General features: G+C 54.1%; 22 protein-coding genes and 1 riboswitch. Of the genes, 13 read left to right on the forward strand and 9 right to left on the reverse strand.

Annotated elements, in window-relative coordinates:
- Window positions 1–246: 246 nt before the first annotated feature.
- Entirely contained in the window at window positions 247–1,614 is a 1,368-nt protein-coding gene (locus ACNKIB_RS00080) for a DUF1015 domain-containing protein (RefSeq protein WP_417908498.1), read from the reverse strand.
- A gap of 302 nt (window positions 1,615–1,916) precedes the next feature.
- A riboswitch (cyclic di-GMP riboswitch) is annotated at window positions 1,917–1,995 on the forward strand.
- Between the two features lie 26 nt (window positions 1,996–2,021).
- Here ACNKIB_RS00080 and ACNKIB_RS00085 point away from each other — a divergent pair.
- Entirely contained in the window at window positions 2,022–4,214 is a 2,193-nt protein-coding gene (locus ACNKIB_RS00085) for a M6 family metalloprotease domain-containing protein (protein WP_417908499.1), read from the forward strand.
- Window positions 4,215–4,372: 158 nt separating this feature from the next.
- Here ACNKIB_RS00085 and ACNKIB_RS00090 read toward each other — a convergent pair whose 3' ends face one another.
- Window positions 4,373–4,630, reverse strand: a complete 258-nt coding sequence (locus ACNKIB_RS00090; RefSeq protein WP_417908500.1) for a hypothetical protein — start codon at window positions 4,628–4,630, stop codon at window positions 4,373–4,375.
- A gap of 189 nt (window positions 4,631–4,819) precedes the next feature.
- Between ACNKIB_RS00090 and ACNKIB_RS00095 the strand changes: the two genes are divergently transcribed.
- The 3 genes from ACNKIB_RS00095 to ACNKIB_RS00105 all read left to right on the forward strand — a co-directional run bounded on the left by ACNKIB_RS00095 (window position 4,820) and on the right by ACNKIB_RS00105 (window position 8,677).
- Window positions 4,820–6,259: an acetyl-CoA carboxylase biotin carboxylase subunit gene (locus ACNKIB_RS00095; protein WP_417908501.1), complete on the forward strand. Its 1,440-nt coding sequence runs from the start codon at window positions 4,820–4,822 to the stop codon at window positions 6,257–6,259.
- 61 nt (window positions 6,260–6,320) lie between these two features.
- Window positions 6,321–6,701 carry a nucleotidyltransferase family protein gene (locus ACNKIB_RS00100; RefSeq protein WP_417908502.1) on the forward strand — a complete coding sequence of 127 codons (381 nt, stop codon included), beginning with the start codon at window positions 6,321–6,323 and terminating at the stop codon, window positions 6,699–6,701.
- A 68-nt stretch (window positions 6,702–6,769) separates the two neighbouring features.
- The gene (locus ACNKIB_RS00105) at window positions 6,770–8,677 is read left to right on the forward strand and encodes a biotin/lipoyl-containing protein (RefSeq protein ID WP_417908503.1); all 1,908 of its coding nucleotides are present in this window, start codon (window positions 6,770–6,772) and stop codon (window positions 8,675–8,677) included.
- 67 nt (window positions 8,678–8,744) lie between these two features.
- On the opposite strand, the gene ACNKIB_RS00110 is transcribed toward ACNKIB_RS00105, so the two are convergent.
- Window positions 8,745–9,620, reverse strand: a complete 876-nt coding sequence (locus ACNKIB_RS00110; protein WP_417908504.1) for a hypothetical protein — start codon at window positions 9,618–9,620, stop codon at window positions 8,745–8,747.
- 261 nt (window positions 9,621–9,881) lie between these two features.
- Here ACNKIB_RS00110 and ACNKIB_RS00115 point away from each other — a divergent pair, with 261 nt between their 5' ends.
- Window positions 9,882–10,025 (forward strand): hypothetical protein, encoded by a 144-nt coding sequence (locus tag ACNKIB_RS00115; protein WP_417908505.1) that lies wholly within the window; start codon window positions 9,882–9,884, stop codon window positions 10,023–10,025.
- A 66-nt stretch (window positions 10,026–10,091) separates the two neighbouring features.
- Here ACNKIB_RS00115 and ACNKIB_RS00120 read toward each other — a convergent pair whose 3' ends face one another.
- From ACNKIB_RS00120 to ACNKIB_RS00140, 5 genes are all read right to left on the reverse strand, one after another.
- Entirely contained in the window at window positions 10,092–11,204 is a 1,113-nt protein-coding gene (locus tag ACNKIB_RS00120) for an OmpA family protein (protein ID WP_417908506.1), read from the reverse strand.
- Between the two features lie 21 nt (window positions 11,205–11,225).
- On the reverse strand, window positions 11,226–11,975 hold the full coding sequence (locus ACNKIB_RS00125) for an MBL fold metallo-hydrolase (protein ID WP_417908507.1): 750 nt from the start codon (window positions 11,973–11,975) through the stop codon (window positions 11,226–11,228).
- A 165-nt stretch (window positions 11,976–12,140) separates the two neighbouring features.
- Entirely contained in the window at window positions 12,141–12,722 is a 582-nt protein-coding gene (locus ACNKIB_RS00130; RefSeq protein WP_417908508.1) for an HD domain-containing protein, read from the reverse strand.
- Between the two features lie 15 nt (window positions 12,723–12,737).
- Window positions 12,738–13,760, reverse strand: coding sequence for a uroporphyrinogen decarboxylase (gene hemE, locus ACNKIB_RS00135; RefSeq protein WP_417908509.1), 1,023 nt, complete (start codon window positions 13,758–13,760; stop codon window positions 12,738–12,740).
- A gap of 15 nt (window positions 13,761–13,775) precedes the next feature.
- Window positions 13,776–14,828, reverse strand: a complete 1,053-nt coding sequence (locus tag ACNKIB_RS00140) for a radical SAM protein (RefSeq protein ID WP_417908510.1) — start codon at window positions 14,826–14,828, stop codon at window positions 13,776–13,778.
- A gap of 174 nt (window positions 14,829–15,002) precedes the next feature.
- Between ACNKIB_RS00140 and ACNKIB_RS00145 the strand changes: the two genes are divergently transcribed.
- The 3 genes from ACNKIB_RS00145 to ACNKIB_RS00155 all read left to right on the forward strand — a co-directional run bounded on the left by ACNKIB_RS00145 (window position 15,003) and on the right by ACNKIB_RS00155 (window position 16,636).
- Window positions 15,003–15,485, forward strand: coding sequence for a universal stress protein (locus tag ACNKIB_RS00145; protein ID WP_417908511.1), 483 nt, complete (start codon window positions 15,003–15,005; stop codon window positions 15,483–15,485).
- 135 nt (window positions 15,486–15,620) lie between these two features.
- Entirely contained in the window at window positions 15,621–16,436 is an 816-nt protein-coding gene (locus ACNKIB_RS00150) for an endo alpha-1,4 polygalactosaminidase (protein WP_417908512.1), read from the forward strand.
- A gap of 62 nt (window positions 16,437–16,498) precedes the next feature.
- Window positions 16,499–16,636 (forward strand): hypothetical protein, encoded by a 138-nt coding sequence (locus ACNKIB_RS00155; protein ID WP_417908513.1) that lies wholly within the window; start codon window positions 16,499–16,501, stop codon window positions 16,634–16,636.
- Window positions 16,637–16,786: 150 nt separating this feature from the next.
- On the opposite strand, the gene ACNKIB_RS00160 is transcribed toward ACNKIB_RS00155, so the two are convergent.
- Window positions 16,787–16,939 (reverse strand): hypothetical protein, encoded by a 153-nt coding sequence (locus ACNKIB_RS00160; RefSeq protein WP_417908514.1) that lies wholly within the window; start codon window positions 16,937–16,939, stop codon window positions 16,787–16,789.
- Window positions 16,940–17,018: 79 nt separating this feature from the next.
- Between ACNKIB_RS00160 and ACNKIB_RS00165 the strand changes: the two genes are divergently transcribed.
- From ACNKIB_RS00165 to ACNKIB_RS00185, 5 genes are all read left to right on the forward strand, one after another.
- Window positions 17,019–19,526, forward strand: coding sequence for an N-acetylmuramoyl-L-alanine amidase (locus ACNKIB_RS00165; RefSeq protein ID WP_417908515.1), 2,508 nt, complete (start codon window positions 17,019–17,021; stop codon window positions 19,524–19,526).
- A gap of 3 nt (window positions 19,527–19,529) precedes the next feature.
- The gene (locus tag ACNKIB_RS00170) at window positions 19,530–20,657 is read left to right on the forward strand and encodes a glycosyltransferase family 4 protein (protein ID WP_417908516.1); all 1,128 of its coding nucleotides are present in this window, start codon (window positions 19,530–19,532) and stop codon (window positions 20,655–20,657) included.
- Entirely contained in the window at window positions 20,651–21,784 is a 1,134-nt protein-coding gene (locus ACNKIB_RS00175) for a nucleotidyltransferase family protein (protein WP_417908517.1), read from the forward strand. The genes ACNKIB_RS00170 and ACNKIB_RS00175 overlap by 7 nt, the downstream gene beginning before the upstream one ends.
- Complete coding sequence (locus tag ACNKIB_RS00180; protein ID WP_417908518.1) at window positions 21,781–22,389, forward strand: YdcF family protein; 609 nt, start codon at window positions 21,781–21,783, stop codon at window positions 22,387–22,389. The genes ACNKIB_RS00175 and ACNKIB_RS00180 overlap by 4 nt, the downstream gene beginning before the upstream one ends.
- Window positions 22,390–22,605: 216 nt before the next feature.
- Window positions 22,606–22,905 carry a hypothetical protein gene (locus ACNKIB_RS00185; protein WP_417908519.1) on the forward strand — a complete coding sequence of 100 codons (300 nt, stop codon included), beginning with the start codon at window positions 22,606–22,608 and terminating at the stop codon, window positions 22,903–22,905.
- Window positions 22,906–22,982: the final 77 nt, after the last annotated feature.

Here is a 22,982-nt window from a genome sequence, read left to right on the forward strand (position 1 = left end):
CGCGAACACCAACTCCCTCTTCAACAACCATGCGCACGGCTTCTCGCTTGAAATCGGAATCGTACCTGCGATAGCCCATAAACACACCTCCTGTTCCTGTCAGGGTAATTGGTGTGTCCGCTAAAGTGAAGATAGCTCAGTCAAACTTCGGACAGTCTCCCCGGCAAAGCCGGGGGGTTACCTATTATTAATTATCCTGTCAAGAGGTAAAACATTTTGACAGGCTAGACGGTATCTACGATGCCTCTATCTCCCCACCGCCTCATCCAGCTTCCGTATCAGCAGGCCGGTGAGTATCTTCGGGTAGAAGAAGGTGGACTTGTGCGGCATGATGTTGCCGCTGTCTGCGACCTTCAGCACCTGCGCCACCTTGGTTGGGTTGAGGAGGAAGAGCAGCGGTGTGTGGCCGTCCTCGACCACGCTCTGCTTGACCGCCGCATCCAGAGCCTCGTCCGGGTCGCTGAGGTAGCTGACTAACTTCTCGCGCACGCACTGCTCGTGGCTGAGGTCCAGCTGCTCCTGAATGAGGAAGTCGGAGAGCACGACCACGTCTAAGCCACGCAGCACCTCCGGCTTGGCAGTCAAGGCTGGGCTGGCCGCGAAGGTCTGCGCGGTGGAGGCAAGGAGGAAGGAGCGGTTCTCGCCCGGATGATAGACCCCGAAAGCAGGCAGGCCGCTGTCCGCCTCAGCCTCGTCCATGCGGTTGAGTGTCTCGGCAAGCAGGCTCTCGCGGCTGCTTTGGGTGATCTCTGCCACCTCCAAGCCTGCGCCCATCTTCGCCGCCAGCGCATCTGCACTCATCGCGCCCGGCCAGCGCACGAGGCGGTGCGTGGGCAGGACAGAGAGGCCCGGATCCTCGCAGCCGCAGAGATACATCATGATGAAGTTGCAGGGATGATCGGCGGGCAGCTCAGGGTTGGCGGCCAGCATCCGGCGGCGCAGCTCCAGCGCGGTGGTGTAGCGGTGGTGGCCGTCGGCAATGTACACCGGCCTCTCGGCAAAGAACTGCCGCACCGCAGCAATGGCCGCTGCGTCCGTCACCCGCCAGAGCGTGTGCGTGTTGGCATTGCCGTCCTTGACATGTAGCAGCGGCTGCGGCTCCTGCGCCTGCTCCAGCGTGCGGATCACCTCCTGCTGCGGGTCAGAGTAGATGGAAAAGATCTTGCTGAACTGCGCGCCGCAGGTCTCCATCAGCTTGAGGCGGTCGCCGATTACCCCGGCGAAGGTCTTCTCGTGCGGACGGACGATGCCCTCGCTGAACTCCGCCAGCCCGATCAGCGCGACAATGCCCTTGCGGGTCAGCCGCCTGCCGTTGGGATGCTGGTACTCAATGCTGTAGAGGTAGATGGCAGGCTGCGCGTCGCGGATGAGGATGTCTTCATTCTGCCAGGCAAGGAAGCGGTCGCGGGCCTGCTGATAGCGGCCATCGTCCACAGTCTCGTCCTGAGCCGTGTTGCGCAGGTCAAGGTTGATCATTGAGTAGGGGTTCTTCTGCCGCAGCTTCTCCCCGTCTCCGGCGGAGATGATGTCGTAGGGCGGGGTGAAGACATCATCCAGCCGCTCGATCTTGGCGGGGTTGTAGCGCAGAGCGCGGAACGGGGCAACAGCAGCCATATGTATCTCCCAAGGATAGAGGGCAATAGGGTATAGTGAAAGAGGTGCCGCTAAGATGCGGATTCCAGCTCTGTTTACCATCTTGCCGGGAAGGGATGCAAGCAGGTTTTTCTCCTCACTGCGTATTCGGTGAAGATCGGCGGGATACTCTCGGCCTACATGATCTGTTTGGTTTATGCTATCTCATAGGGTAGGCATTTTTTTATTGACAACTCTGGCCTTATCAAATTATGATAACAATATATGCGCATAAACAAGTGCATATAAAACTTTCTGGTTGGTGCTGTAATTTAGCACCAGAAAGTTGACAAAGCCACAATCATCGCGAGGTGATGCCGGAAAGCTGCGGGTCTCCAGCAAGGAGATAGTCGGGCTGCCTACTTTTAATAGTACCAGGGAGAAGTATTATGGAAACACGGGGGAAGAGTTTCTACAGCAGGCTGATCATGCTGGCAGCATTTTTTCTTGCTGCTAGGCCGTTTGTAGTACAGGCAGATATGGCTAGTCCCCATATCATCTATGAAAAGCAGCCTGATGGCACCGAGATTGCGTTGCGCATAAAAGGTAGTGATGTCGTGCATTGGCAAGAGGACCTAGACGGTTATACTGTGGTGCGCACACGCGGTAATTCAGGACGTTATGTCTATGCCAAGCAGGGAGCAAACGGCCATCTAGCTCCCACTTCACACGAAGTCGGCAAGGCCGATCCTAAGGTATTAGGTCTGAAGCGCAGAGAGTTGCCTTCCGAAACTGTACGGAAGAAAATGCGTGATGAAGGGCCAGCAGGACAATCTCCAGAAGATGCTGCTGTTGGCCAGCCCGCCTTTCAAGCAGTAGAATTAGGGCCACAGACGCTGAAAAACTTGGTTGTCCTGGTTCGTTTCAGCGACCACACCGGCAGAACCCTGCCATCTCAAGCTAACATTGATGTGCTGATGAACGCAGTTGGCGGTGATCCTACTCTTGCTCCGGCAGGAAGCCTGCGTGACATCTATCTGAACAACTCCTATGGCGCACTTACCATAGATTCCACGGTTGTTGCCTGGGCCACAGTCTCCCAACCAGAAGAATATTACGCCGCTGGGAATTCAGGCCTGACCTCGACGATCCACCAAGCCCTTGCCGAGGCTTTGAACATCGTGGACGGCGTGATTGATTTCCGGGAATTCGACCAAGACAGCAACGGCTATATTGATGCCATCACCTTCCTGCATTCAGGCTACGGCGCAGAATGGGGTGGTACTGATGCAAACGGCACCTATTACACCGACCGCATCTGGTCGCACAAGTGGGCACTCTATTCCCTGCCTGGCGGTTCCTGGCAATCGACAGAAGGCGTGCGTGTCTATAACTACCATATCAGCCCTTCGCTCTGGGGCACTTCAGGCAACACTATCGGTCGGATCGGAGTTATTGCGCATGAGACAGGCCATTTTCTGGGACTGCCTGACCTCTACGACACAGACAGCACGGGTGAGGGAGTCGGGTCTTGGTGTTTGATGGCCAACTCCTGGGGTGGAGATGGTAGTCAGCAGCCTCCGCCGCTGATGTCGGCTTGGAGCAAGATGCAGATGGGCTGGCTTAGTCCCACTGATCTTACCGCAGCAGGACATTATATCCTAGGTGATTCACTCAATTCGTCCTCCGTATATAAGGTCACGAGTAATTATCCAGCGAATGAATATCTGCTGATTGAAAATCGGCGGCGGAAGAATGCCAGCAATGTAATAGTGGACAACATTCCTGCCTCCGGTGACGGCTTGGTGATTTATCACATTGATGGTAATGCTGGATATAATACTGAAGGGTATCCAGGGCAGACTGGTTGGCCAACCAACGGCAACCATTATCGAGTAGCTGTGCTGCAAGCAGACGGCAATTATAACCTTGAAAAGAATAATAACCGGGGCGACAGCACCGATGCTTATAAAGCCACCGGCGTGAGTGCAATTGGGGCCGCGACTGTGCCCAGTACAGACAGCTATCAGGGCGGAGTGGTGTATCCGACCAACAATGAAATCTCCGGCATCAGCGCAGCAGGCGCGGTGATGGAATTTGACTTTGGTAGCCAGGCTCCAGTTAACTTTACCCTCTCCGTCAGCAAGAGCGGCAACGGCACGGTCAGTAGCACGCCTTCTGGCATTAGCTGCGGCGCAACATGCAGTGCAGACTTCACCTCCAGCACCAGCGTGACCCTCTCCGCAGCCCCTGATACAGGCTGGACATTCTCTGGCTGGAGCGGAGCCTGTTCTGGTTCTGGCAGCTGTGTGCTCACCATGACTGGCAACACGAGCGTCACGGCCACCTTTGCTCCGATTCCCCTGCCCAATGCGCCAAGCAATCTCACGGCTACTGCTGTCAAAGGCCGGAGGATCAATCTTGCCTGGGCAGATAATTCGAGCAACGAAACAGGCTTCAAGATTGAACGTTCCCTCAATCAGAGCAGCTGGACTCAGATCGCCACAACCGGTGCTAACATCAGGACGTATGCCAACAGCAGCTTGACGATTGGTACCACCTATTACTACCGCGTCCGGGCCTACAACGGCAGCGGTAATTCCGCTTACTCTAACACCGCCTCGGCAAAAGCCATCCGGTAAAGCCGCCTCCTGATTCAGCAGCGCAAATGCCCTTCTTGCCTGTAGGCAGGAAGGGCGTTTGATTAATATGCTGACGCAAAACGCGCCATTTCTACTCAGTTGCCAAGGAGTTGTACTCGGCCAAACTCCTTGGCAACTGAGCTGCACTCCTTTCCGGCTTACCAAAACTCCTTTCTTAGTCGGCAGAATTCCTCTGCGGCTTGGCCAGACTCCTTTGCAAGTCGGCCAGACTCCTTTTCTGCCGAGTAAGATTCCTTCCCTACTCGGCAAAACTTCTCTGCAAGTCGGCAGAACTCCTTTGCGGCCAAGCAGAACTTCTTTCTTGCCGAGGACAATTCAAGACGGATTTCAGCGGCGGATTCGCGAAGTGCCCTGGCAACGGCTGGCAGTAACTTGTGCCAGAGGTCTATTGTCACGAACTTATCCCTTTCTCCTTCGACGCGAGGAGCAAACAACCTTGCAGCCTCCCGCAGACCTTTTGCTTGCCATCAGCTTGGATTTCTGTTACCTTAGCAAGCTATTGCCTGAGCACTGAACAAGCTGAAAACCCGGCTCGCCGCATCTTGACCGGCTGCAAGAATACTTACTACTTATAGGCGGAACCATTGAAGACTAAAATACTCGTTGCCAACCGGGGTGAGATTGCCATCCGCATCATCCGGGCTATTCAAGAGCTGAACTGCGAAGCGGTCGCCATCTACGAAACGCCAGACCGGGACTCCATGCACATCCGCAGTGCTGACGAGGCGGTCTGGATTGGCAACGGCCCGCGCTGCGACTACCTCAATATCAACAAGGTGATTGCTGCGGCCCAGAAGAGCGGAGCTGCGGCCATTCATCCCGGCTACGGCTTCCTTGCTGAGAACGCCGACTTCGCCCGCGCCTGCGAGAAGGCTGGCATCATCTTCATCGGCCCGTCCTCGGAGGTGATAGACAACCTTGGCAACAAGGTCACGGCCCGCAGGATCATGGCCGAGGCAGGCATCCCGATGGTGCCGGGCACGCAGAACCTCAAAGCGGGAGACGAGGGCTTGCAGGAGGCCGTCGAGTTCGGCAAGAAGTACGGCTACCCGATCATGCTGAAGGCCACGGCAGGCGGCGGCGGGCGCGGCATCCGCAAGATTGAGCAAGAGAAAGACCTCAAGGATCACTATGCTATGGCCCGCGCCGAAGCCAAGGCGGCCTTCGGCGACGACTCGGTCTATCTGGAAAAAGCTGTGGTCAAGCCCAAGCACATTGAGGTGCAGATCATTGCCGACAAGAGCGGCAACACCATCCACCTCGGCACCCGCGACTGCTCCATTCAGCGGCGCAACCAGAAGCTGGTCGAGATCGCCCCGGCCTTTCAGCTCACGCCGGAGCAGCAGGAGGCGATCAGCCAGACCGCAGTGAAGGCCGCCAAGGCCGCTGGCTACTTCAACGCAGGCACGGTCGAGTTCCTCTTCGACAACGGCCAGTTCTACTTCATGGAGATCAACACCCGCCTGCAAGTGGAGCACACGGTCTCCGAGATGATCACCGGCATTGATGTCGTCCGCACCCAGATCAAGCTGGCGATGGGCAAAGACCTCTCCATCAAGCAGGAGGACATCCACCTGCGCGGCCATGCCGTGGAGATGCGCATCAACGCCGAAGACCCGAAGAACAACTTCATGCCCGAAGGCGGCAAGACCGTGCGCGTGTACCGCTCGCCGGGCGGCTACGGCGTGCGTCTGGACGGCTTCTGCTATCAGGGCTTCACCATCCCGCAGGTCTATGATTCGCTGCTGGTCAAGCTGACCGTGTTCGGCTGGTCGTGGAACGAGACGGTTGACCGCCTGCGCCGCAGCCTAAACAACTTCGTCATCATCGGCCCCAAGACCACTATTCCTTTCTATCTCAGCCTGATCAAAGACCCAGACTTCAAGGGCGGCAGCTTTGACACCTCCTTCCTTGAGACCCACGAGCACCTCTTCAACTACGAGGAGGACAGCAGCGAGGTCAACAAGCTGGCCAAGCTGATCGCCGAGATTCACTGCAAGGGCGGCAATGCCTATGCGGCGTGATAGTCGTGGTCAGCATGAGGAGAGCCTATGCCCTTCATATGCGCCTCGGCATACGCCCTGTATGCGCCTCGGCATACGCCGCGTATGCGCCTCCGCATACGGCCCGTATGACGGGAAGCATACGGACAGCCATGCGCCCATGAACCGGATCATCAGCGACAACATCGAGAAGATCAGTGCTTTGTGCGCCAGCAGGAAGGTCAGCTCGCTGGCCGCGTTCGGCTCGGTCTGCACGGAACGCTTCAGTCAGGCGAGTGACATTGATCTGCTGATCGCCTTTCAGCCGATGGAGTATGGCGAGTATGCCGACAACTTCTTCGGTCTCGCTGATGAGTTTGAGCAGCTCTTTCATCGCAAGGTTGATCTGATCACGGAGAACTCTCTTACCAATCCTTTCTTCATCGAGGCTGTCAACCGGACAAAGGTGAAGATATATGGCTGATGAGCTGGTTAGGCAACCTTGATGCGGCAGCCCGGCAAATGACAACTAACACACCACGGACACAGGTCATGACACGAATCACGCAAGACATGGACATTGCCTCGATGCTGGCCGCGCTGCGCCAAGCCGACGGCTATTACATCACCAATACGGCGCGGGACATGTCCCAGACGGACTACAAGAACCGCATCCTGCTCCACACCGATCTGATGGCGGCTCCGACCCGCGAGGCGGCAGGCTACTTCTCGCTGGAGATCACCGGCGGAGCCTCGGTGCATGTGGACATCCTGCGCAAGCAGGTGGATCCCTTCCTCAAGCTGGACTTGCTGCGGCAGGCCATGCCTAAGACCATGTTCCAGACCCTCTGCCGGGGCGTGAACCTCTTCGGCTACCGGCCTTACCCGCCCAATGTCATCCGCTTCACCGTGCGGGAGTTCGCCAAGTACGTGGATGTCTGGCGCACCTTCGACTTCCTCAACCATGTGCCGAACATGCAGGCGGTCTTTGAGGAAGTTGCCAAGGCGGGCAAGCTGAACGAGCCGTGCATCTGCTTCTCCACCGGGCCGGAGCACACGAACGCTTACTACGTGGCCAAGGTGAAGGAGATTCTTGCTGTCACCGGCGAGGACATCACCCTCTGCATCAAGAACCACGGCGGCCTCGGCACACCGCGTCGCATCGGCGAGCTGGTCAATGCGATCAAACAGGCCTACCCTGATCTGATCATCCACTACCACGGCCACAACACCGACGGCAACGACGTGGGCCGCATCACTGAGGCCGTGCTCAACGGCGCAAAGATCGTGGATGCCTCTGATCACGCCTTTACGGGCTACTACGGCCCGCCCGCAGTGCTGACCGTCATTCAAACTCTGAAAGATCACGGCAAGACAGCAGTTGGCATTGATGAAGCGGCGGTGATTGCCACGTCCGATGCCATCCGCGATCAGCGTCCGCACTACGCGCAGTTTGAGTCGCAGATCAAGGGCTTCCAGCCGACTGTGCAGATCCATAAGCTGCCCGGCGGGGCGATGGGTTCGAGCTTGGAGCAAGCAGCCAAGGGCGGCTTCTTAGACAAGATGCCGGACATCCTCCACAAGGAGCTGCCCAAGGTGCAGGAGGAGCTGGGCAACTTCTGGAGCGTCACGCCTGGCTCGCAGATTCTGTGGACAACAGCGGTTTCCAACGTCCAGCATGGCCGCTACGAGTCGCCCTCTGGCGACCTGAAGAACCTGCTGCTGGGCAAGTACGGCCCCTTCCCCTTCTATCAGCCTGCCGACTGGATTTATGAGAAGGTCTTTGGCGAGGACTGGCGCAAGGTGCTGGCCGAGCAGGGCGGAGCTGAGGCGATCAGCGACATGGACATCGAGCAGGAGCGAAAGACCCTGACTGACCGCTTGGGCTATGAGCCGACTGAGCAGCAGCTGGTTATCTACCTCCAGCACCCGAACGATGCGGTCAACTTCTACAAGTTCGAGGCGGAGTTCGGCAAAGCCTACGTGCTGCCGCCGTCCATCTTCCTGCGGCAGGGCGGCTTTGCCTTGGGCGAGACCATGACTTTCCGCGACCACTTTGGCAAGGAGCATCTGCTGGAGGTTGGCCCGGTGCAGAAGACCGAGGACGGCCACACCAACGTCTATCTCAACGTGGATCACCACGAGCGGGTCTATGTCTTCGAGCCAGTCAAGCCTGCGGGCGCGGCACCGGCTGCGGCCAAGCTGTCGAAAGAGGAGATTGCCGAATTAGCCAAGGCTGGCGATTGCCGCGCTCCCTTTGCTGCCAATGTCAGTGCTGTGAGCGTCAAGGCAGGACAGGCAGTGGCAGCTGGCGATCAGCTGCTCGTGCTGGAAGCGATGAAGATGCAGACCCCCATTGTTGCGGAAGCTGCGGGCGTGGTCGTAGCTGTCAGCGTCAAGGTGGGGCAGAGCCTCCAGCCGGGCGACAAGCTGGTGAAGGTGGATGTGAAGGAGGGGTGAGCTGATTTCTTTCTTTTCTGGCATCATGGCACGGCATTCCGTGCCATGATGACTTGGCTGGGAACTTCTATGGCACCAAATCAATCTTGCCAGAGAGAATCGACTCGCAGTTAAATGTGGTTCTTCCTGTCTTTACTACCTTGCAATCATGGGGCAAGGCAACGCCTAGCTCGTCATGTTGCCAGTCGGCTTTGATGCAGCGACGTTTCGTGGTCTGCTGTTTGCAGTATTGAGTAAGCGAGCAGCCGCTGTCGTCCACTGATGCGCCAGCATTTGTGTCTGGGCAGCGATCAGTGCCGTTGTATTCGCCGTCACCATCGATATCAAAACCGTCAATCTTCGCTTGTAAGGCATCCCGTTGGGCTTGCAACGCATCTACTTGTCCCTGCAGAGATTCTACTTGCGCTTGTAGAGCCGCAACTGTGGCCTGACATTGGTCTCCTGTCTCTACTGGCACATCAGAGTTGTAGCGGACAGAACCATATAAGGCTGCTTCCCCGCCTTCGCAATGCTGCTCAAAGTCTGCGGCAAAACTGGTAATGGTATCCCCTGCGCCATACACGATCTCTTTGACTTCAAAACGACCAGTTAGCTCGTTACATCCTCTTCCGTCACCTGAGAAATCCAGCCCTGGCACGTTGCTTGCTTGGAAGGGAAAACGGGTAGCGTTCTCATACACACCTACTTGCAAGAGTACATCACCAGGTGCGGCAAAATTAGCATCCCACCAGAGAAAAGGCGTGTCAGTGAAATTCTCCATAGAGACGGTTACGCCATTGTCATAGTTTTTCGAGGCGGAAAAAGTGAGGTCTGCATCAGTGTAGGTCTTCTCCTTGCCTTGTCCGATATAATCTCCAGTCTCGCTTCTGTAATAGAGAATATTTTCCCCTGCATATACCGGAGATGCAAGCAAGATAAGCACGCCAGCTAGCCATTTCTTCATTTTTAATCTCCAACGAAAAAGAGAGCTTCATTTATGTTGAGGCATTCAGATGAATTACTGCCTAACATAATCCTCTGTTTTCTCTAAGTCAACAAGAAAGTTGCTGAAATCTTGCGAAAAACAGTCTATTTTTCAGCCTGTCCTGTGCAGGGTAAAACGGGGCAGCTCAAGCTGTAGTTGAGACGAATAAAGCCTGAAACGAGGCAACTGAAGTACGGCTCGGTAAGAAAGGAGTTGTAATCGGTAACAGAGGAGTTCGGCTTGGCCAGACTGCTTTCCTGCCGACTTGCAAAGGAGTTTGGCCGACTTCAACTCCTTTGCAAGTCGGCAGGATTCCTCTGCGGCTTACCAGAACTCCTTTGCTGCCGACTAGAACTCCTCTTCTGCCAAGCCGAACTGCTTTGAAAACGAGCAAGAAAGGACTAAAATGAGGTTGTTAGCAGGGTCTAGGCTGCTGCTCCCTGAGCCGCTCTATTTCTTCTTCCTGAGCGTGATTGTCACCCGACGATTGAGCCGCCGCCCTTCCTCGGTCTTGTTGGAAGCGACCGGCTTGGCATAGCCGTACCAGTAGAGGAGTACCCTGCCTTTTTTGAGCGGGAAGTTGTCGAGGAGATACCGTTGCGCGCTTTCTGCCCTGCGCCGGGAAAGGTTGATATTGTACTGCTTGGTGCCGCGAATATCGCAGAAGCCAGACAGAACGACGTAGTCATGCGGGTTCTCAGTCAGATAGCGGCCCAATCGGTCGAGCTGGTTCTGATATTCCTTCCTGATGTTCGCCTTATCAAAGGCAAAGAGGACGTTTTGGAACGGACCGTCCGCAGGCATGTAAAGCCTGCCGAGCAGATGCTCAGGATGCTCGGCCACAGTGTCAAAGTCAATCACCTGCGAGCAGTCGTTGACCTCGGCGATGTCATTGAGCAGCTTTACCGCTGTTCTATTGGTCGCGCTGCTGATCAAGGTGAAGCAGATATCGTATTTGGCCGCCAGCTTTTTGGCCTGGGCAAGCGGCTCTGGTTCATCCACGCCTGCAAAACGGGAAGCAGCTCCGTTGGTGAACATGAAGATCTCAGTGCGGCCCGGCAGACCAAGCAGATATTCGAGCTTCATAAGAGCGGTTTGCAGCATTGGCGGGCCAAAACTGGTCACGGGTAGCTGTTCCAGGGCAGCGGCAAACTCTTCCTGATTGTAGTTGTGGAGCTGATAGTAGGGATGAAAACCTTTTTCTGCCCCAGGTAGCCACATCACGTTCTTCCAATGCGGATACAGGCCAGTCTGCCAGTTCAACTCCGGCAGGCTGGCATTGCTTTTGAGGAGGATCTGCTTCGACATCTCCAGCCGGGTCATGCCGTCCCTGTACGGGACATCCATTGCGGTGGAAGGATCGTAAAAGATGAAGAAGTTATCTGCCATGCGGATGTATTGCGGCTTTTTCTCCGCAGGAAAGGCATCTGGCTGCCAGATCCAGTCCTTTTTATCAAAACGCTTGGCCTTGTTTTTTTTGCTCCGGGCAGGAGAATCCGCAGGTAGGGCAAGAAGCAGAACCGCCAGCAGTGTGGCCAGCAGACGCAGCGTTCTGGAGGTCATGGTTGTATTCTCCTTAACGTGTTAAAAACGCACCCGGTCTTCCGCAACCGGCAAAAGGGCATGAGGCAGTGTCCGTACCATTTCCTGGATCGCGGGCAACTCGGTTCTCCGCAGGTCATGATCAAGATGCACAAGGGCGATCTGGCCCATTTCCAGCTCTTGAGCCAGCAAAAGCGTGCTGGTGACTGAGCCGTGATAGGGATAGGTATCAACCTTGCTGAATGACTCATGGATGACAAAATCGCAGCCCTGGATCAGCTCTTTGGCGTGTTTTCCTGCTCGTCCGTCACCGCTATAGTAGAAGCTGGTGGGGCCGTCTTTCAGCCGCAGGCCCAAGTTATATTGCGAATGTTGTGTCAGCGCAGCAGACCAGGTCAACCCGGCCACTGAAATACTCTCCTGGGCATGGAGGACATGAAATTCAAACGTGAAGCTCAGTTTTTTCTCAAAAGTGGGGTAAGCCAGCTCCAAGGCAGCTCTGACTTTGCAGTCTATACCTTTCTGGCCAACGATAACCAACGGTCGAGTGCGGCCCAGCTGCCAGAGACGGAGGAAGAGCAAGGGCAGGCCAAGGAAATGGTCCCCGTGAAAATGAGATATCCAGATGCAATCCAGTTCGGTCGGCTGTTCTACTGTCCGAAAATACTGATGCGGCACCGAGAAACCGCAGTCTAGCAGGATTCTGGTGCCGTTACTGGCGGTGATCAGGGAAGAGCTGTTGCCATGCGCGGTGTCACAGGCTTCCCCAACTCCAAGAAAAAAGATTTCCACCGTAGCTGCTCCGTTCTTACGATTTATGGGCCGTTGTCTTCATAAAAGGGAGATTCTGCGCTGCCGGACATCCTGACGGCTCAGTCTTTTTTGCCTGTGCTCGTTGTAATATAGGTGTTTTCCGCTGCTGAGGCAAGCCAGTTTGCGGAAAATTGCGGCGGCGGCTTAGATTGCAAGGCTGTTTCTCGCCGCTGTTCGCTCGGCCAGCTCTTCAGGCGCGAAGTCCAGAAAGGAAAATAGCCATTCTTCCAGCTGACTGCATTTCCTAAAGTTATCCTGGATCAGTTCATGTCTGCCCGCTTCGCCGCGACCGTACTTGTCCAAGATATACTCCAGCCGTTCAGCTAAACTAACGATATTGTCGTGAAGGACGCGCTTGTCCGCGTAATAAATGATCTCGTTAGCGGAAAAAATACCAGCCCGATACCGCGCTGGGGCGAAATCAGGCAAAATGACATGTCCAGCGACGATGGTGGCGATTTCTGGGAAGCCTTCTTTTAAGCAGATTGCTGCTCCAGCCTTGGCATGGTCATCGCCGCTGCGCAGGCAGGATGTTTTGGCAATGTCGTGCAGCAAGGCACCGCTGAGGCAGAGCTGAAGATCAGGCGGCTGCTGGCTGGTTTTGCTCAAGCCTTCTGCCAGCAACCCAGCAATCCGGGCAACCATAACTGAATGCGCTCGGATGTTGGCCAGCATCCCGTGCTGGTCCATCAGCGCGGCGCAGGCGGCAATATCCGGGATGTTCATCAGGGCCAGAATGTACTATCTGCTGCTCAGGCGATGCACCGCCTCGACCGCAATCTGCACCTGCTCCGGCGGAGTCTGCGGCAGGATGCCGTGGCCAAGGTTGAAGATATGCCCCTTGGCAGCCTTGCCTTCATCCAGAATGGCGGCAATTCGTTTCTCCAGCTCGTTTTTGGGCAGGAAAAGGGCAACCGGATCCAAATTGCCTTGCAGGACATGCTGATCTGCAATTTTGGCTGCCTCATCCAGCTTAATCCGCCAGTCTAAGCCGAGGACATCGGCACCGCTGGTCTTGCTCAGTTCCAACAATGTTGCGCCGTTGTTGGCGAAGTAGATGATGGGAACATCCGTCATCTTGCGCAGATCAGCAATAATCGACTGGACATACGGCAGGGCAAAGCGTGCAAAGTCGCAGGGAGCCAGCACGCCTGCCCAAGAGTCAAAAATCTGCAAGACCTGCGCTCCTGCCCGCGCCTGCGCTTGCAGGTAAAGGCTGGTGCAGCGGGTTATCTTCTCCAGCAAGGCGTGATACAACTCCGGTTGCTGATAGGCCATCCGCTTGGTTTCCAAAAAGACCTTGGACGAGCCGCCCTCAATCAGATAAGTGGCCAACGTAAAGGGCGCACCGGAAAAACCAATCAGCGGCACCTTGAGGGCGCAGCGCAGTAGGCGGATAGTTTCCAGCACAAAGGGCAGACTCTCTTCCGGGTCGGGAATCAGCAGCCGGTCAACCGCAGCCTGTGTTCGCACCGGCTCAGGGAAAACCGGTCCTTTGCTCTCGTGGAACTCCAGCTGAAGGCCCATCGCCTCCATTGGGATAAGGATATCTGAAAAGAGGATGGCAGCATCAAAGCCGAAAATATCTACGGGCTGGAGCGTAACTTCGGTGCAGAGATCTGGGTTCTTGCACAGCTCCAGAAAGCTGACTTTGCCCCGCACGGCCTGGTATTCGGGCAGATAGCGGCCTGCCTGGCGCATGAACCAGACCGGCGTGTATTCGGTTTGCTCGCCCCGACAGGCGCGTAAGAAGGTGTCGTTCATTGTCGTTAGATAAAATCAGCTGCGGGGCTGATAGGCACAGAACGGTTCCTGGGCCAGATAGTCGCCACTCATGGCGTAAGCCCTGGCCCGACAGCCACCGCAGACATTGACATATTCGCAGCGTCCACAATTATCCTTATAGCCCTTGAAGTCCCGCAGTTCCAGAAAAAGTTTTGCCTTTTCCCAAATATCCTGAAAATGTTGTTCTCGGATATTACCTGCGGCTTTCGGGAAATAGCTACATGGTAGGATGTTGCCATCGACATCAATTAGGCAAATAAGCTGCCCGGCCAGGCATCCTTTCGAGCCACCGGTGGAAAATTGCAGGCTCCTGCGCTTGAATTTCTCGCCATCCTCTTTGGCCCGCTGAAGGACGATGCGGTAATACTGCGGGGCGCAGGTCGGGCGGACAAGCAGCTCGTGTTCCTCCTTTTCCATATCGTAATGCCAATTGAGCATGTCCTCGTATTCCGAAGCGGGAATCAGCTCATTCATAATATCTTCGCCGCGCCCGGTCGGCACAATCATGAAGAGATACCACGCCGTCGCGCCCAGCTTTTTCACCAGCTCATAGAGCTTGGGAGCCTCGGTTTTGTTGCGCTGGGTGAAGGAGGAGTTGACCAGAAACTTGATGCCGTGTTCGTTAAACAGGCGGACAGCGTTCATGGTGCCGTCGAATGCGCCAGGTTGATTGCGGAAATTGTCGTGCACCGCCGCCGTGGAGCCGTCTAAGCTGAGGGAGACCATTTTAATCCCCGCCTCTTTGATCTTGGCGCAGATTTCTTCCGTGACCAAGGTGCCATTGGTGGCTAAACACATCCGCAAACCAAGACCAGTGCCGTAAGCCGCAATGTCAAAGACATCAGGCCGCAGCAGAGGTTCGCCGCCGGAAAGTACCACAACCGGATTTGCGTAGGATTTGAGGTCATCGAGCACTCGTTTCGCCTCGGCTAGCGAGAAATCTGGGTGGCCTTGCACTTCAAGGCCAGAAGAGGAGCGGCAATGCACACAGTTCAGGTTGCAGCGGCGGGTGATTTCCCAAGCAATCCATTTTGGTTCAAAATCCATTGCAGCCCTCAGCAGATTGGCGGTTCAGTGCAAGTTGCACAGTTAGACGAAAAACTGTTTGCAGAAAGGGAAAGGAAATAACTATATTCTTCCTGCGGGCAAGGGTCAACTGCTTTGTTTGCCGCTTAAGGCTGCGCAGCCGCCAACCTATTTTCATCACAAGGAGATTGCACCATGCAGGAAGTTAAAACCGTCGTCACCCCTGTTGATTTTTCCGACAACGCCAAGATGATCGCCGATTCAGCTGGTTATATGGCAGGAAAGTTCGGAGCCGAGCTGCATTTGGTCTTTGTGTTGCAGAATTTCGAGGACTATTCCGGTTTTTTTGTCCCACCGGTCAACCTGCCCAACTTGGAAAAGGAGCTGCTCGAATCTGCCCAGCAAAAAATGGAAGAGTTTGCAGAAAGCTGCCGGGAAAAAGCCTTAGCAGCCGGGATCGCAGGCCTGCACAGCAAAGTATTGACGGGCGATGTGGCTGAAGAGATCCTTCAATACGCCAAGGAGGTCCATGGCAACCTGATCATCATGGGTACGCACGGTTATAAGGGCCTGGAACGGATCATGTTCGGCAGTGTAGCCGATAAGGTGGTCAAGGGAGCCTGTTGCCCGGTGATGACCATCAATCCTTACCGCAAAGACTGCGGGGAAAAGGAGTAAGAGGGCAATACATGGGCGGTTTATGAACTGCCCATGTATTCTTGACTTAACCGTAGATTATCAAATATACTCAGATAAGGAGCTACTCACGCTAGAATAATTCGACCTGATCTGTATTTACAGAGGAGGCTTACTATGCAAGCCGTAATCACTATAATTTTATCTGTCTTTTTCTTTTTAATCTCTTCTTCAGCCTATTCAACCACCTTTTTTGTCGGAAAAATCCCAGTAGTCATCGAGAAAAATGAATTTTATTCTGGAATGACCGGCTATATCCAGCTTCAAGGGGATATTCAAGACAAGAACGTCTCGGTGTATGACATTGACCTTGAAGATAATGCCCAGTCTGGTCTATTTAGCCAGCTTAAAAACAAAGGCATCAAGGTAGTTTGTTATTTCAGCGCAGGTACCTATGAAGACTGGCGGAGTGATAAAGACCAATTTGCTGCGGATATTTTAGGTAATAATCTTGCGGAATGGCCTGGTGAACGCTGGGTGGATATCAGATCAGCAACCACCCGAGCCATCATGGCCGCCCGGATGGATCGGGCTGCTAGTGCTGGCTGCGATGCTGTTGATCCAGACAATGTGGATGGATATCAGAATGATTCCGGTTTTCTGCTAACTGAAGCAGATCAAATCGACTATCTGCACTGGCTTGCCAAAACTGCGCACAGCAAAGGGCTAAAAGTCGGGCTAAAAAACGCGGTTGGCCTCATTCAAGTTGGGTCTCTTGCCCAGCATTTTGACTTTACGATCAACGAAAGCTGTTACGATTACCAAGAATGCGGGCTACTCAAGCCATTTATTGAGAAGAATAAATGGGTATTTATTCTGCAATACGATGCAGCCAAAGTGCCAGAATACTGCTCTGCGGCTCAGAACGACAAATATTTCCTAGCCTTTTTCAACAAAGAACTGGATGGCGCAACCTATCTTCCTTGCCCTTGATCTGCGCCAGCCTTGCTCGGCAAGAAGCAATTCCTTTGCACGGGCAAGGCGATGGGGTATAATTGAACCGAGCTGACGCTAGCGTCGATTATTCCCTCTTTCTACTCCAAAACTCTGACCTAAATCACGTGTACGGCTCGTTGGCCAAGGAGTTTGGCTTGGCCGGAAAGGAATTGTACTCGCGATCAGAGGAGTTGTAGTCGGCAGCAAAGGAGTTCGGCTTGGCCAAACTCCTTTGGTAGTCGACCAGAAAGGAGTTTTGCCGATTAAAACTCCTTTCTTAGTCGGCAGAACTCCTTTCCGGCTTGGCCAAACTCCTTTGGTAGTCGGCCAGACTCCTTTGTTGCCGACTACAACTCCTTTGCAAGTCGGCAGAACTCCTTTCTGGCCGAGCCAAACTCCTTTGTCAGCGAGCAAGAAAGGAAGATAAACTCCAAGGCAACCAGGCCTTTCTTTTCAGGATTTACTGCAACCAGAACCCCTTCTTCGCTGACACGACGCATGTCCCCTGCCACCACCTGCCTGTCGCCCCGTTGTTTCCTGCATTTGTGGGCCGGTCTTTGCCTGTTGCTTGCGTTGTGCTTGAGTACGAGTTTTTCTCTCGCTGAAGCAGCAGAAAAGCCGTCTGCTTCAACCGCCGTCGCCCAAAAAACAATTGATCTCGATTACCAGAAGGCTGCCGACCAGTGTTATCGCCTGCTGCACAACCCTGCACAGGGTGGAAACCGAGAGGACTGGCTGAAGAGCATTCAGGAAATCGAGCGGATTTACCGGCAAGACCCACAGAGCCGCATTGCACCGGCTTGCCTGTACTTAACCGCCCGAATGCACCACGCCATACACCAGCGATTCCACCGCCCCGCTGATTTGGATCAAGCCGTGGCTGTATTCAGCAACGTGGTCTCCCTGTTTCCGCAGAGTAGCGAGGCTGCGGAATCGCTGTTCGCCTTAGCGCAGATCGAGCAAACCAATGGCAATCTGCGGGGCGCAGCCAAAACTTACTATAAATTGGTGCATGGCTATCCTTTCAGCAACCGCAAAGCGCAAGCAGAAGAACAGCTCCGGCAGCTGACCGTGATTGCGCAATCATTGGCCGCCCGCAAGCAAGGCAAGAAGGTGGCTCCTGTGGTGAAGATGGAGTCGCCGCAGCCTGTCGTTGCTGCTACCCCAAGTCGTTCTGTGACAAATCTCCCGTCTTTGCCAGAAAAGAAGCCGCAGGAGAAAATGGTTCTACCGCCGCTGGAACCTGTCATAGAGCCACTCTTTACGCCAAGGCGGGCCACGCAGCCACCTGTCATAGCAATGGTGAAGGAGCCAGAAAAACCCAAACCGTCTCAGCTTATCGTTCCCGCTTCTCCACCTGTGCTCGCCGAAAAAAAGCCGCAGCAAAAGATTATCCTGCCCTTGCCTGTGCCGCCCAAGGTTGCTACTCCATCCCCCGCAGTAAAAGAGCAAGCAAAGGAAGATGAAGAGTCCTGGCTGGCGAAAATTAGCTTTCCCTTATTCGGCGATGATGAAGAGGAGGAGAAGCCTATTGTTCCTACAATCAAACCCATTATTTCAGAACCGGTAAAGCCCGTTCCGCCGCCGCCCAAACCAGAGCCACCCAAGCCTGTGGTTGTTGCGCCTCCTGCGCCGGAAAAGGCGAAAGAGACCAACGTTGCTGCGCAGCCGCCTCTTCAAGAGAGGGAGCAGAGCAAGATCTTGGTTTCCGAGCTAAAAATTGCCTCAGTGGAACCAGAAAAGCCTGCTGTTACGCCCGCACCTGTCGCGCCAACAGGCATAATCAAGCCCACGCCTCAACCAGAACCACCCAAGGTTGAAGTAAAGCAAGAAAAGGCGCAGCCTCCGGTAATAGTCCAGCCGGAGGAGAAGATACCGGAAAAATCCGCCTTAGCCGAGCTGCTGCCGATTCAGCATTGGTCTTCGGACAGCTATAGCCGGGTGGCAGTCAGCGTATCCAGTCTGGCGAGCTATCAGGCCGAGCTGCCAGATAAGAACAGCAAGCAGCCAGGCCGCCTCCGCCTGGAATTCAAAAAGAGCCATGTCGCCCCAGCATACCGTGCGCCGATGACGGTGAACGCTGGTTTAATCAAAACCATCCAGGCTGAACAGACAGATGACGAGACCGTGCGGGTGTCACTGGAATTGGCTGCGGATGCTGACTGCAAAATTTTCAGTCTCAATGATCCGTTCCGGGTGGTGGTTGATTTGCACGGTGTTAAGCCAGAAGAGACGGTAGAGAAAACCGTGCCAGCCAGCCCGAAGGAGCTAGTCAAGCAGGAGAACAAGGACAAGCCTGCGGCAGTCCAGGAGCAGATCAAGATCAAGCCTGAAGCAGCGGAGAATCGCAGCCTAACCCTGGCCCAACAGCTTGGCCTGGGTATCCGGCGGATCATGATCGACCCTGGTCACGGCGGCAAGGACGTGGGTGCCACCGGCTTTAGCCTGGAAGAAAAAAATCTTGTCCTGGATATTGCCAAGCGGGTGCGAGAACTCCTGCAAAAGGAGAACTATGAGGTACTATTAACCAGAGAACAGGATGCCTTTCTGCCCCTTGAGGAACGTACAGCCCTGGCCAACACCAAAGGGGCCGACCTTTTCCTCTCCATTCACGTCAATGCTCATCCTAAAGCCTGGGTAAAAGGCGTGGAGACCTACTATCTCAACCTCGCTGCCAACCCAGAAGCCATGCGGGTCGCGGCTTTAGAGAATGCCACCTCATCCCGCAGCATGAGTGAGATGCAGGGCATCTTGGCCGATCTGATGAAAAACACCAAGATCGATGAATCCTCTCTGTTGGCCGAGTTTATCCAGACCAGTATGGCAGATGGTCTGCGTCGATACAAGATTAAGAACCTCGGAGTAAAGAAAGCACCGTTCTATGTGCTGATTGGTGCGCAGATGCCAGCGGTACTGGCGGAAATTTCCTTTATCAGTAATAAGGAGGAGGCGTTACTGCTCAAGGACGACCAGTATCTGCAAGCCATTGCCAAGCAGATTGCAGTGGGTGTAGTCGCTTACATCGAACATCGGCGAACAGAGGCCACTGCTGCCTTGAAGACGGAGAACGCGGATGAGCATTTATGATTCATGAAAATCCTCTTCTTCGCCAACACCGACTGGTATCTGTACCACTTCCGCCTTGATCTTGCCCGCTACTTCCAGGCGCAGGGCCTTGAAGTGGTGTTAATGTCACCGCCGGGAGATTACGCGCAATGCTTCATAGATAACGGCTTTCGCTGGCTAGCTGTACCGATGAACCGGCGTAGCTTGAATCCTTTCCGGGAGCTGGGCCTGCTCAAACATATTGCAGCCATTTACCAGCAAGAAGCCCCAGACGCAGTCTTGCATTTTACCCTCAAGCCGGTGCTCTACGGCGGCCTAGCAGCTCAGATAGCTGGGATACAGCACAGAATCCACGCCGTTACTGGCTTGGGACATGTCTTTATCAATCCATCGCTTAAAGCGCGTATCTTGAGACCTGTTGTGCAATGCCTGCTGAGACTGGCCTTGCGCGGCAAGAGCAGCCGTCTGATTGTCCAGAATCCCGATGACCAGCGGTTCTTTCTTGACCGCTGCTTCCTTCCTCCTGAGCAAATTCATCTCATTCGGGGTTCTGGGGTAGATACCGAGTTCTTCACGCCTGAGCAACAGCAGCGGCACGAGAAATTCAGGGTGCTGCTGGCTGCCCGGCTTTTGCGGGAAAAGGGCATCAAGGAATACGCAGAAGCAGCTGCGCTGTTGGCGCACCGTGCCAATGAAATAGAGTTTCTCCTGGCAGGAGCTGCGGATCCTGGCAATCCAAGTTCGATCACCAAGGCTGAAATGAGACAGTGGCAGGCATCTGGGCAGCTTAACCTGCTTGGTCAGGTGGAGAACATGCGCCAACTCCTCAGCGAAGTGGATTTGATGGTGCTGCCTAGTTGGCGCGAAGGAGTACCACGCAGCCTGCTGGAAGCCGCTTCCATGGCTTTGCCCCTTGTCGCTACGGATGTCCCAGGTTGCCGAGAAATTGTCGAAGATGGCCGCAATGGTTTCCTGGTTCCGAAGGGCAATGCAGCAGCTTTGGCCGCAAAGATTGAATACCTGCTTGATCATCCTGAACTTTGCAGCCAGTTTGGCAAAGCAGGCCGGGAAAAAGCAGTGCAGGCATTTGACCGCAGCATCGTCTGTTGCCAAACTTGGGATGTCTGCCGCGCCTTGGGTTTAGGATGCTGACTGTCCAGAACATGCAGCCAGAAACCGCTGCACTCCTCCGCCAGGTCTTCCACAATCAGGATGCAGTCTGGCCAGAAGGAAACAGTCTCACCGCAGAGGTCTTTTTCCTTGAAGTGCGGGCGCAAGGCCTGGTTCCGCTGCTCTTCCGCCAGCTTAGGAAAGAGCATTGCTTGCACTGGCCACCAGAATTGTTAGCCCGATTGCGGGCGACAGCTTTGCGGCAAGCAGCAGCAGAGCTGCTGTGGGAAACAGATCTCCGCAGCGTGCTGCAAGCCTTAGCTGGCATCAGCGTTGCGCCGTTGCTGCTCAAAGGCACGGCCTTATCCTACTCGCTGTATCCTGAACCTTGGCTCCGGCCTCGTTGCGATACAGATCTGCTGATTCCTGTTGCCGACCGCGAGAAGACAGCTGCCTTACTTCAACAGCTAGGCTACAAGCCTTTGCACGAAGCTAGTGCCAATTGGATTAACTCGCAGAGCAGCTGGTCGCAGCCACGGCAAGGCGTGGACTGTCGCTATGACCTCCACTGGCAGATCAACAACAACAGCAGCAAGTTCAGCAGAAATTTTACCGAGACTACGCCAGTTGCTCTCCCTGTGCTCGGAGAACATGCTAAGACACTGAACACCATCGATGCCTTACTGCTGGCTTGCTTTCATCGCGCTGGGCATTTTTCCCACAGCGGCGATCAGTTGATCTGGCTCTACGACATTCATCTGCTTTGCCAAGCCCTGACTGAGCAAGAAGCAGCGATGTTCCACCAGAAAGCCAAGGAATTGGAGATCAGCTCCTTATGCGCTGATGCTGCTACTGCCGCGCAGTTCTGGTTCAACACCACTCTGCCTGAAACATTCGCGGCCATGCTGCAAGAGCAGCGCAGTGATGAAGAGTTTTCTCTTTTTCTCCAACCAGGAAGAAGCGCAGGAATCAGAAATCATGCTTTGCTCAAACTGCAAGACATGGCAACATGGCATGAACGGCTGCGCTTTCTTTGGTACAATCTCTTTCCGCCAGCTGAATATATGCTCTGGCGGTATAACAAAAAGAATAAATTTGTGCTGCCCTTGCTGTATGCCCAACGTTGTGCCGAAGCTGTTGCTCTCTTGCTCAAACGAGAAAGCAGATGAAATCGCATTGGGCTTGTATCTTTCTCTCTGGTGTTTGCACTGGAGTTATTCTTCTGCTTACCCTCATTGTTCTCTTAGTGCTGCAAGTTCCTGCCTGGTTGGTTGTGACTGAACAACCACAGACAGCAGATGTCATTGTTGTGCTGGGAGGCGGCGGCCCAAGCCGCTTGCGCAAAGGTTTAGCTCTGTATGATGCAGGACTGGCAAAGCAGCTGCTTCTTGTGGATAGCAGCAGAAATGATTGGACAGCTCTTATCCAGGAAGTTTGTCCAAACTGCACAGACAAGAAGATCACTATCTTGGAAGGTTCCAGAGATACCTTTACAGATGCTGAACTGACAAAGAAGTATTGCCTGGCGCAAAAGATACGGAGCTTGCTTGTGGTGACTGATCCATATCACACCAGAAGAGTTGCCTTAATTTTTAGGAAAGAATTCTCCAGCAGTTCTGTCGGTGTCAAAGTGATTAGCTCAGGAGAGTTTAAGCCGCTCTTATCACCCAACCAGAGATGGTGGCAGGATAATGCCACGCTCAAAACGATCTGGACAGAAGCGAATAAAAACTTTCTCATTCTGCTGCGAAACTATGGGCTATTTGCTGATTAACCTTGTGGCACGATTCTGTTTATCGGGATATTTACTCACTGCGTTTGCACCGGGAGGGAAAGTCGGCGGTTGTAGAAGCCGCTGCCCAAAACTTCTCTCTTGACAATCATGACCAGCCGAAATAAATTCGGCGGTTATCCTTCTTCCCGATTCCCCGAAAAAATAAACTCCGCCATATCAAACGAAATGAATGCAATTCAAGCCAAGTAGGTCTGCTTGAGTGCAACGAAAGCAGACAGCTTTCTGATTGAAGATGGTTGGAAGTATTGTTCTTGGATGATGGGATGTAAACGAATAAGTGGGGATAAACAAAAATTTACGATGAACACTGTAAAGACTATACTTATCTTGTCGGCAAATCCAAAGGATACTGCAAGGTTAAGATTAGATGAAGAGGTTCGTGAAATAGAAAATGGATTGCGACTATCAAGAAATCGTCAGAAAATTTGTATTTATTGTCCTCACTTGGGAGGGTTAAAACCCCCACCTTCAGGTGGCAGCTTCAGCGGAACTTAGGTTAAGCTGGGAGCATGGAAACATATAATCATGGCTCACATGCTGTATTTTCAATACATCTGCGCTTGGCGTGGATC

Origin of the sequence: Candidatus Electronema sp. PJ (assembly GCF_048287395.1) — a bacterium.
GTDB lineage: Bacteria > Desulfobacterota > Desulfobulbia > Desulfobulbales > Desulfobulbaceae > Electronema.

What these genes read in the sequence shown, in the direction of transcription:
- ACNKIB_RS00080 (WP_417908498.1), bottom strand. Translation starts at nt 1,614, where the DNA reads ATGGCTGCTGTTGCCCCGTTCCGCGCTCTGCGCTACAACCCCGCCAAG.
- ACNKIB_RS00085 (WP_417908499.1), top strand. Translation starts at nt 2,022, where the DNA reads ATGGAAACACGGGGGAAGAGTTTCTACAGCAGGCTGATCATGCTGGCA.
- ACNKIB_RS00100 (WP_417908502.1), top strand. Translation starts at nt 6,321, where the DNA reads ATGCGCCTCGGCATACGCCGCGTATGCGCCTCCGCATACGGCCCGTAT.
- ACNKIB_RS00105 (WP_417908503.1), top strand. Translation starts at nt 6,770, where the DNA reads ATGACACGAATCACGCAAGACATGGACATTGCCTCGATGCTGGCCGCG.
- ACNKIB_RS00110 (WP_417908504.1), bottom strand. Translation starts at nt 9,620, where the DNA reads ATGAAGAAATGGCTAGCTGGCGTGCTTATCTTGCTTGCATCTCCGGTA.
- ACNKIB_RS00120 (WP_417908506.1), bottom strand. Translation starts at nt 11,204, where the DNA reads ATGACCTCCAGAACGCTGCGTCTGCTGGCCACACTGCTGGCGGTTCTG.
- ACNKIB_RS00130 (WP_417908508.1), bottom strand. Translation starts at nt 12,722, where the DNA reads ATGAACATCCCGGATATTGCCGCCTGCGCCGCGCTGATGGACCAGCAC.
- hemE (WP_417908509.1), bottom strand. Translation starts at nt 13,760, where the DNA reads ATGAACGACACCTTCTTACGCGCCTGTCGGGGCGAGCAAACCGAATAC.
- ACNKIB_RS00140 (WP_417908510.1), bottom strand. Translation starts at nt 14,828, where the DNA reads ATGGATTTTGAACCAAAATGGATTGCTTGGGAAATCACCCGCCGCTGC.
- ACNKIB_RS00145 (WP_417908511.1), top strand. Translation starts at nt 15,003, where the DNA reads ATGCAGGAAGTTAAAACCGTCGTCACCCCTGTTGATTTTTCCGACAAC.
- ACNKIB_RS00150 (WP_417908512.1), top strand. Translation starts at nt 15,621, where the DNA reads ATGCAAGCCGTAATCACTATAATTTTATCTGTCTTTTTCTTTTTAATC.
- ACNKIB_RS00160 (WP_417908514.1), bottom strand. Translation starts at nt 16,939, where the DNA reads ATGCGTCGTGTCAGCGAAGAAGGGGTTCTGGTTGCAGTAAATCCTGAA.
- ACNKIB_RS00170 (WP_417908516.1), top strand. Translation starts at nt 19,530, where the DNA reads ATGAAAATCCTCTTCTTCGCCAACACCGACTGGTATCTGTACCACTTC.
- ACNKIB_RS00175 (WP_417908517.1), top strand. Translation starts at nt 20,651, where the DNA reads ATGCTGACTGTCCAGAACATGCAGCCAGAAACCGCTGCACTCCTCCGC.
- ACNKIB_RS00180 (WP_417908518.1), top strand. Translation starts at nt 21,781, where the DNA reads ATGAAATCGCATTGGGCTTGTATCTTTCTCTCTGGTGTTTGCACTGGA.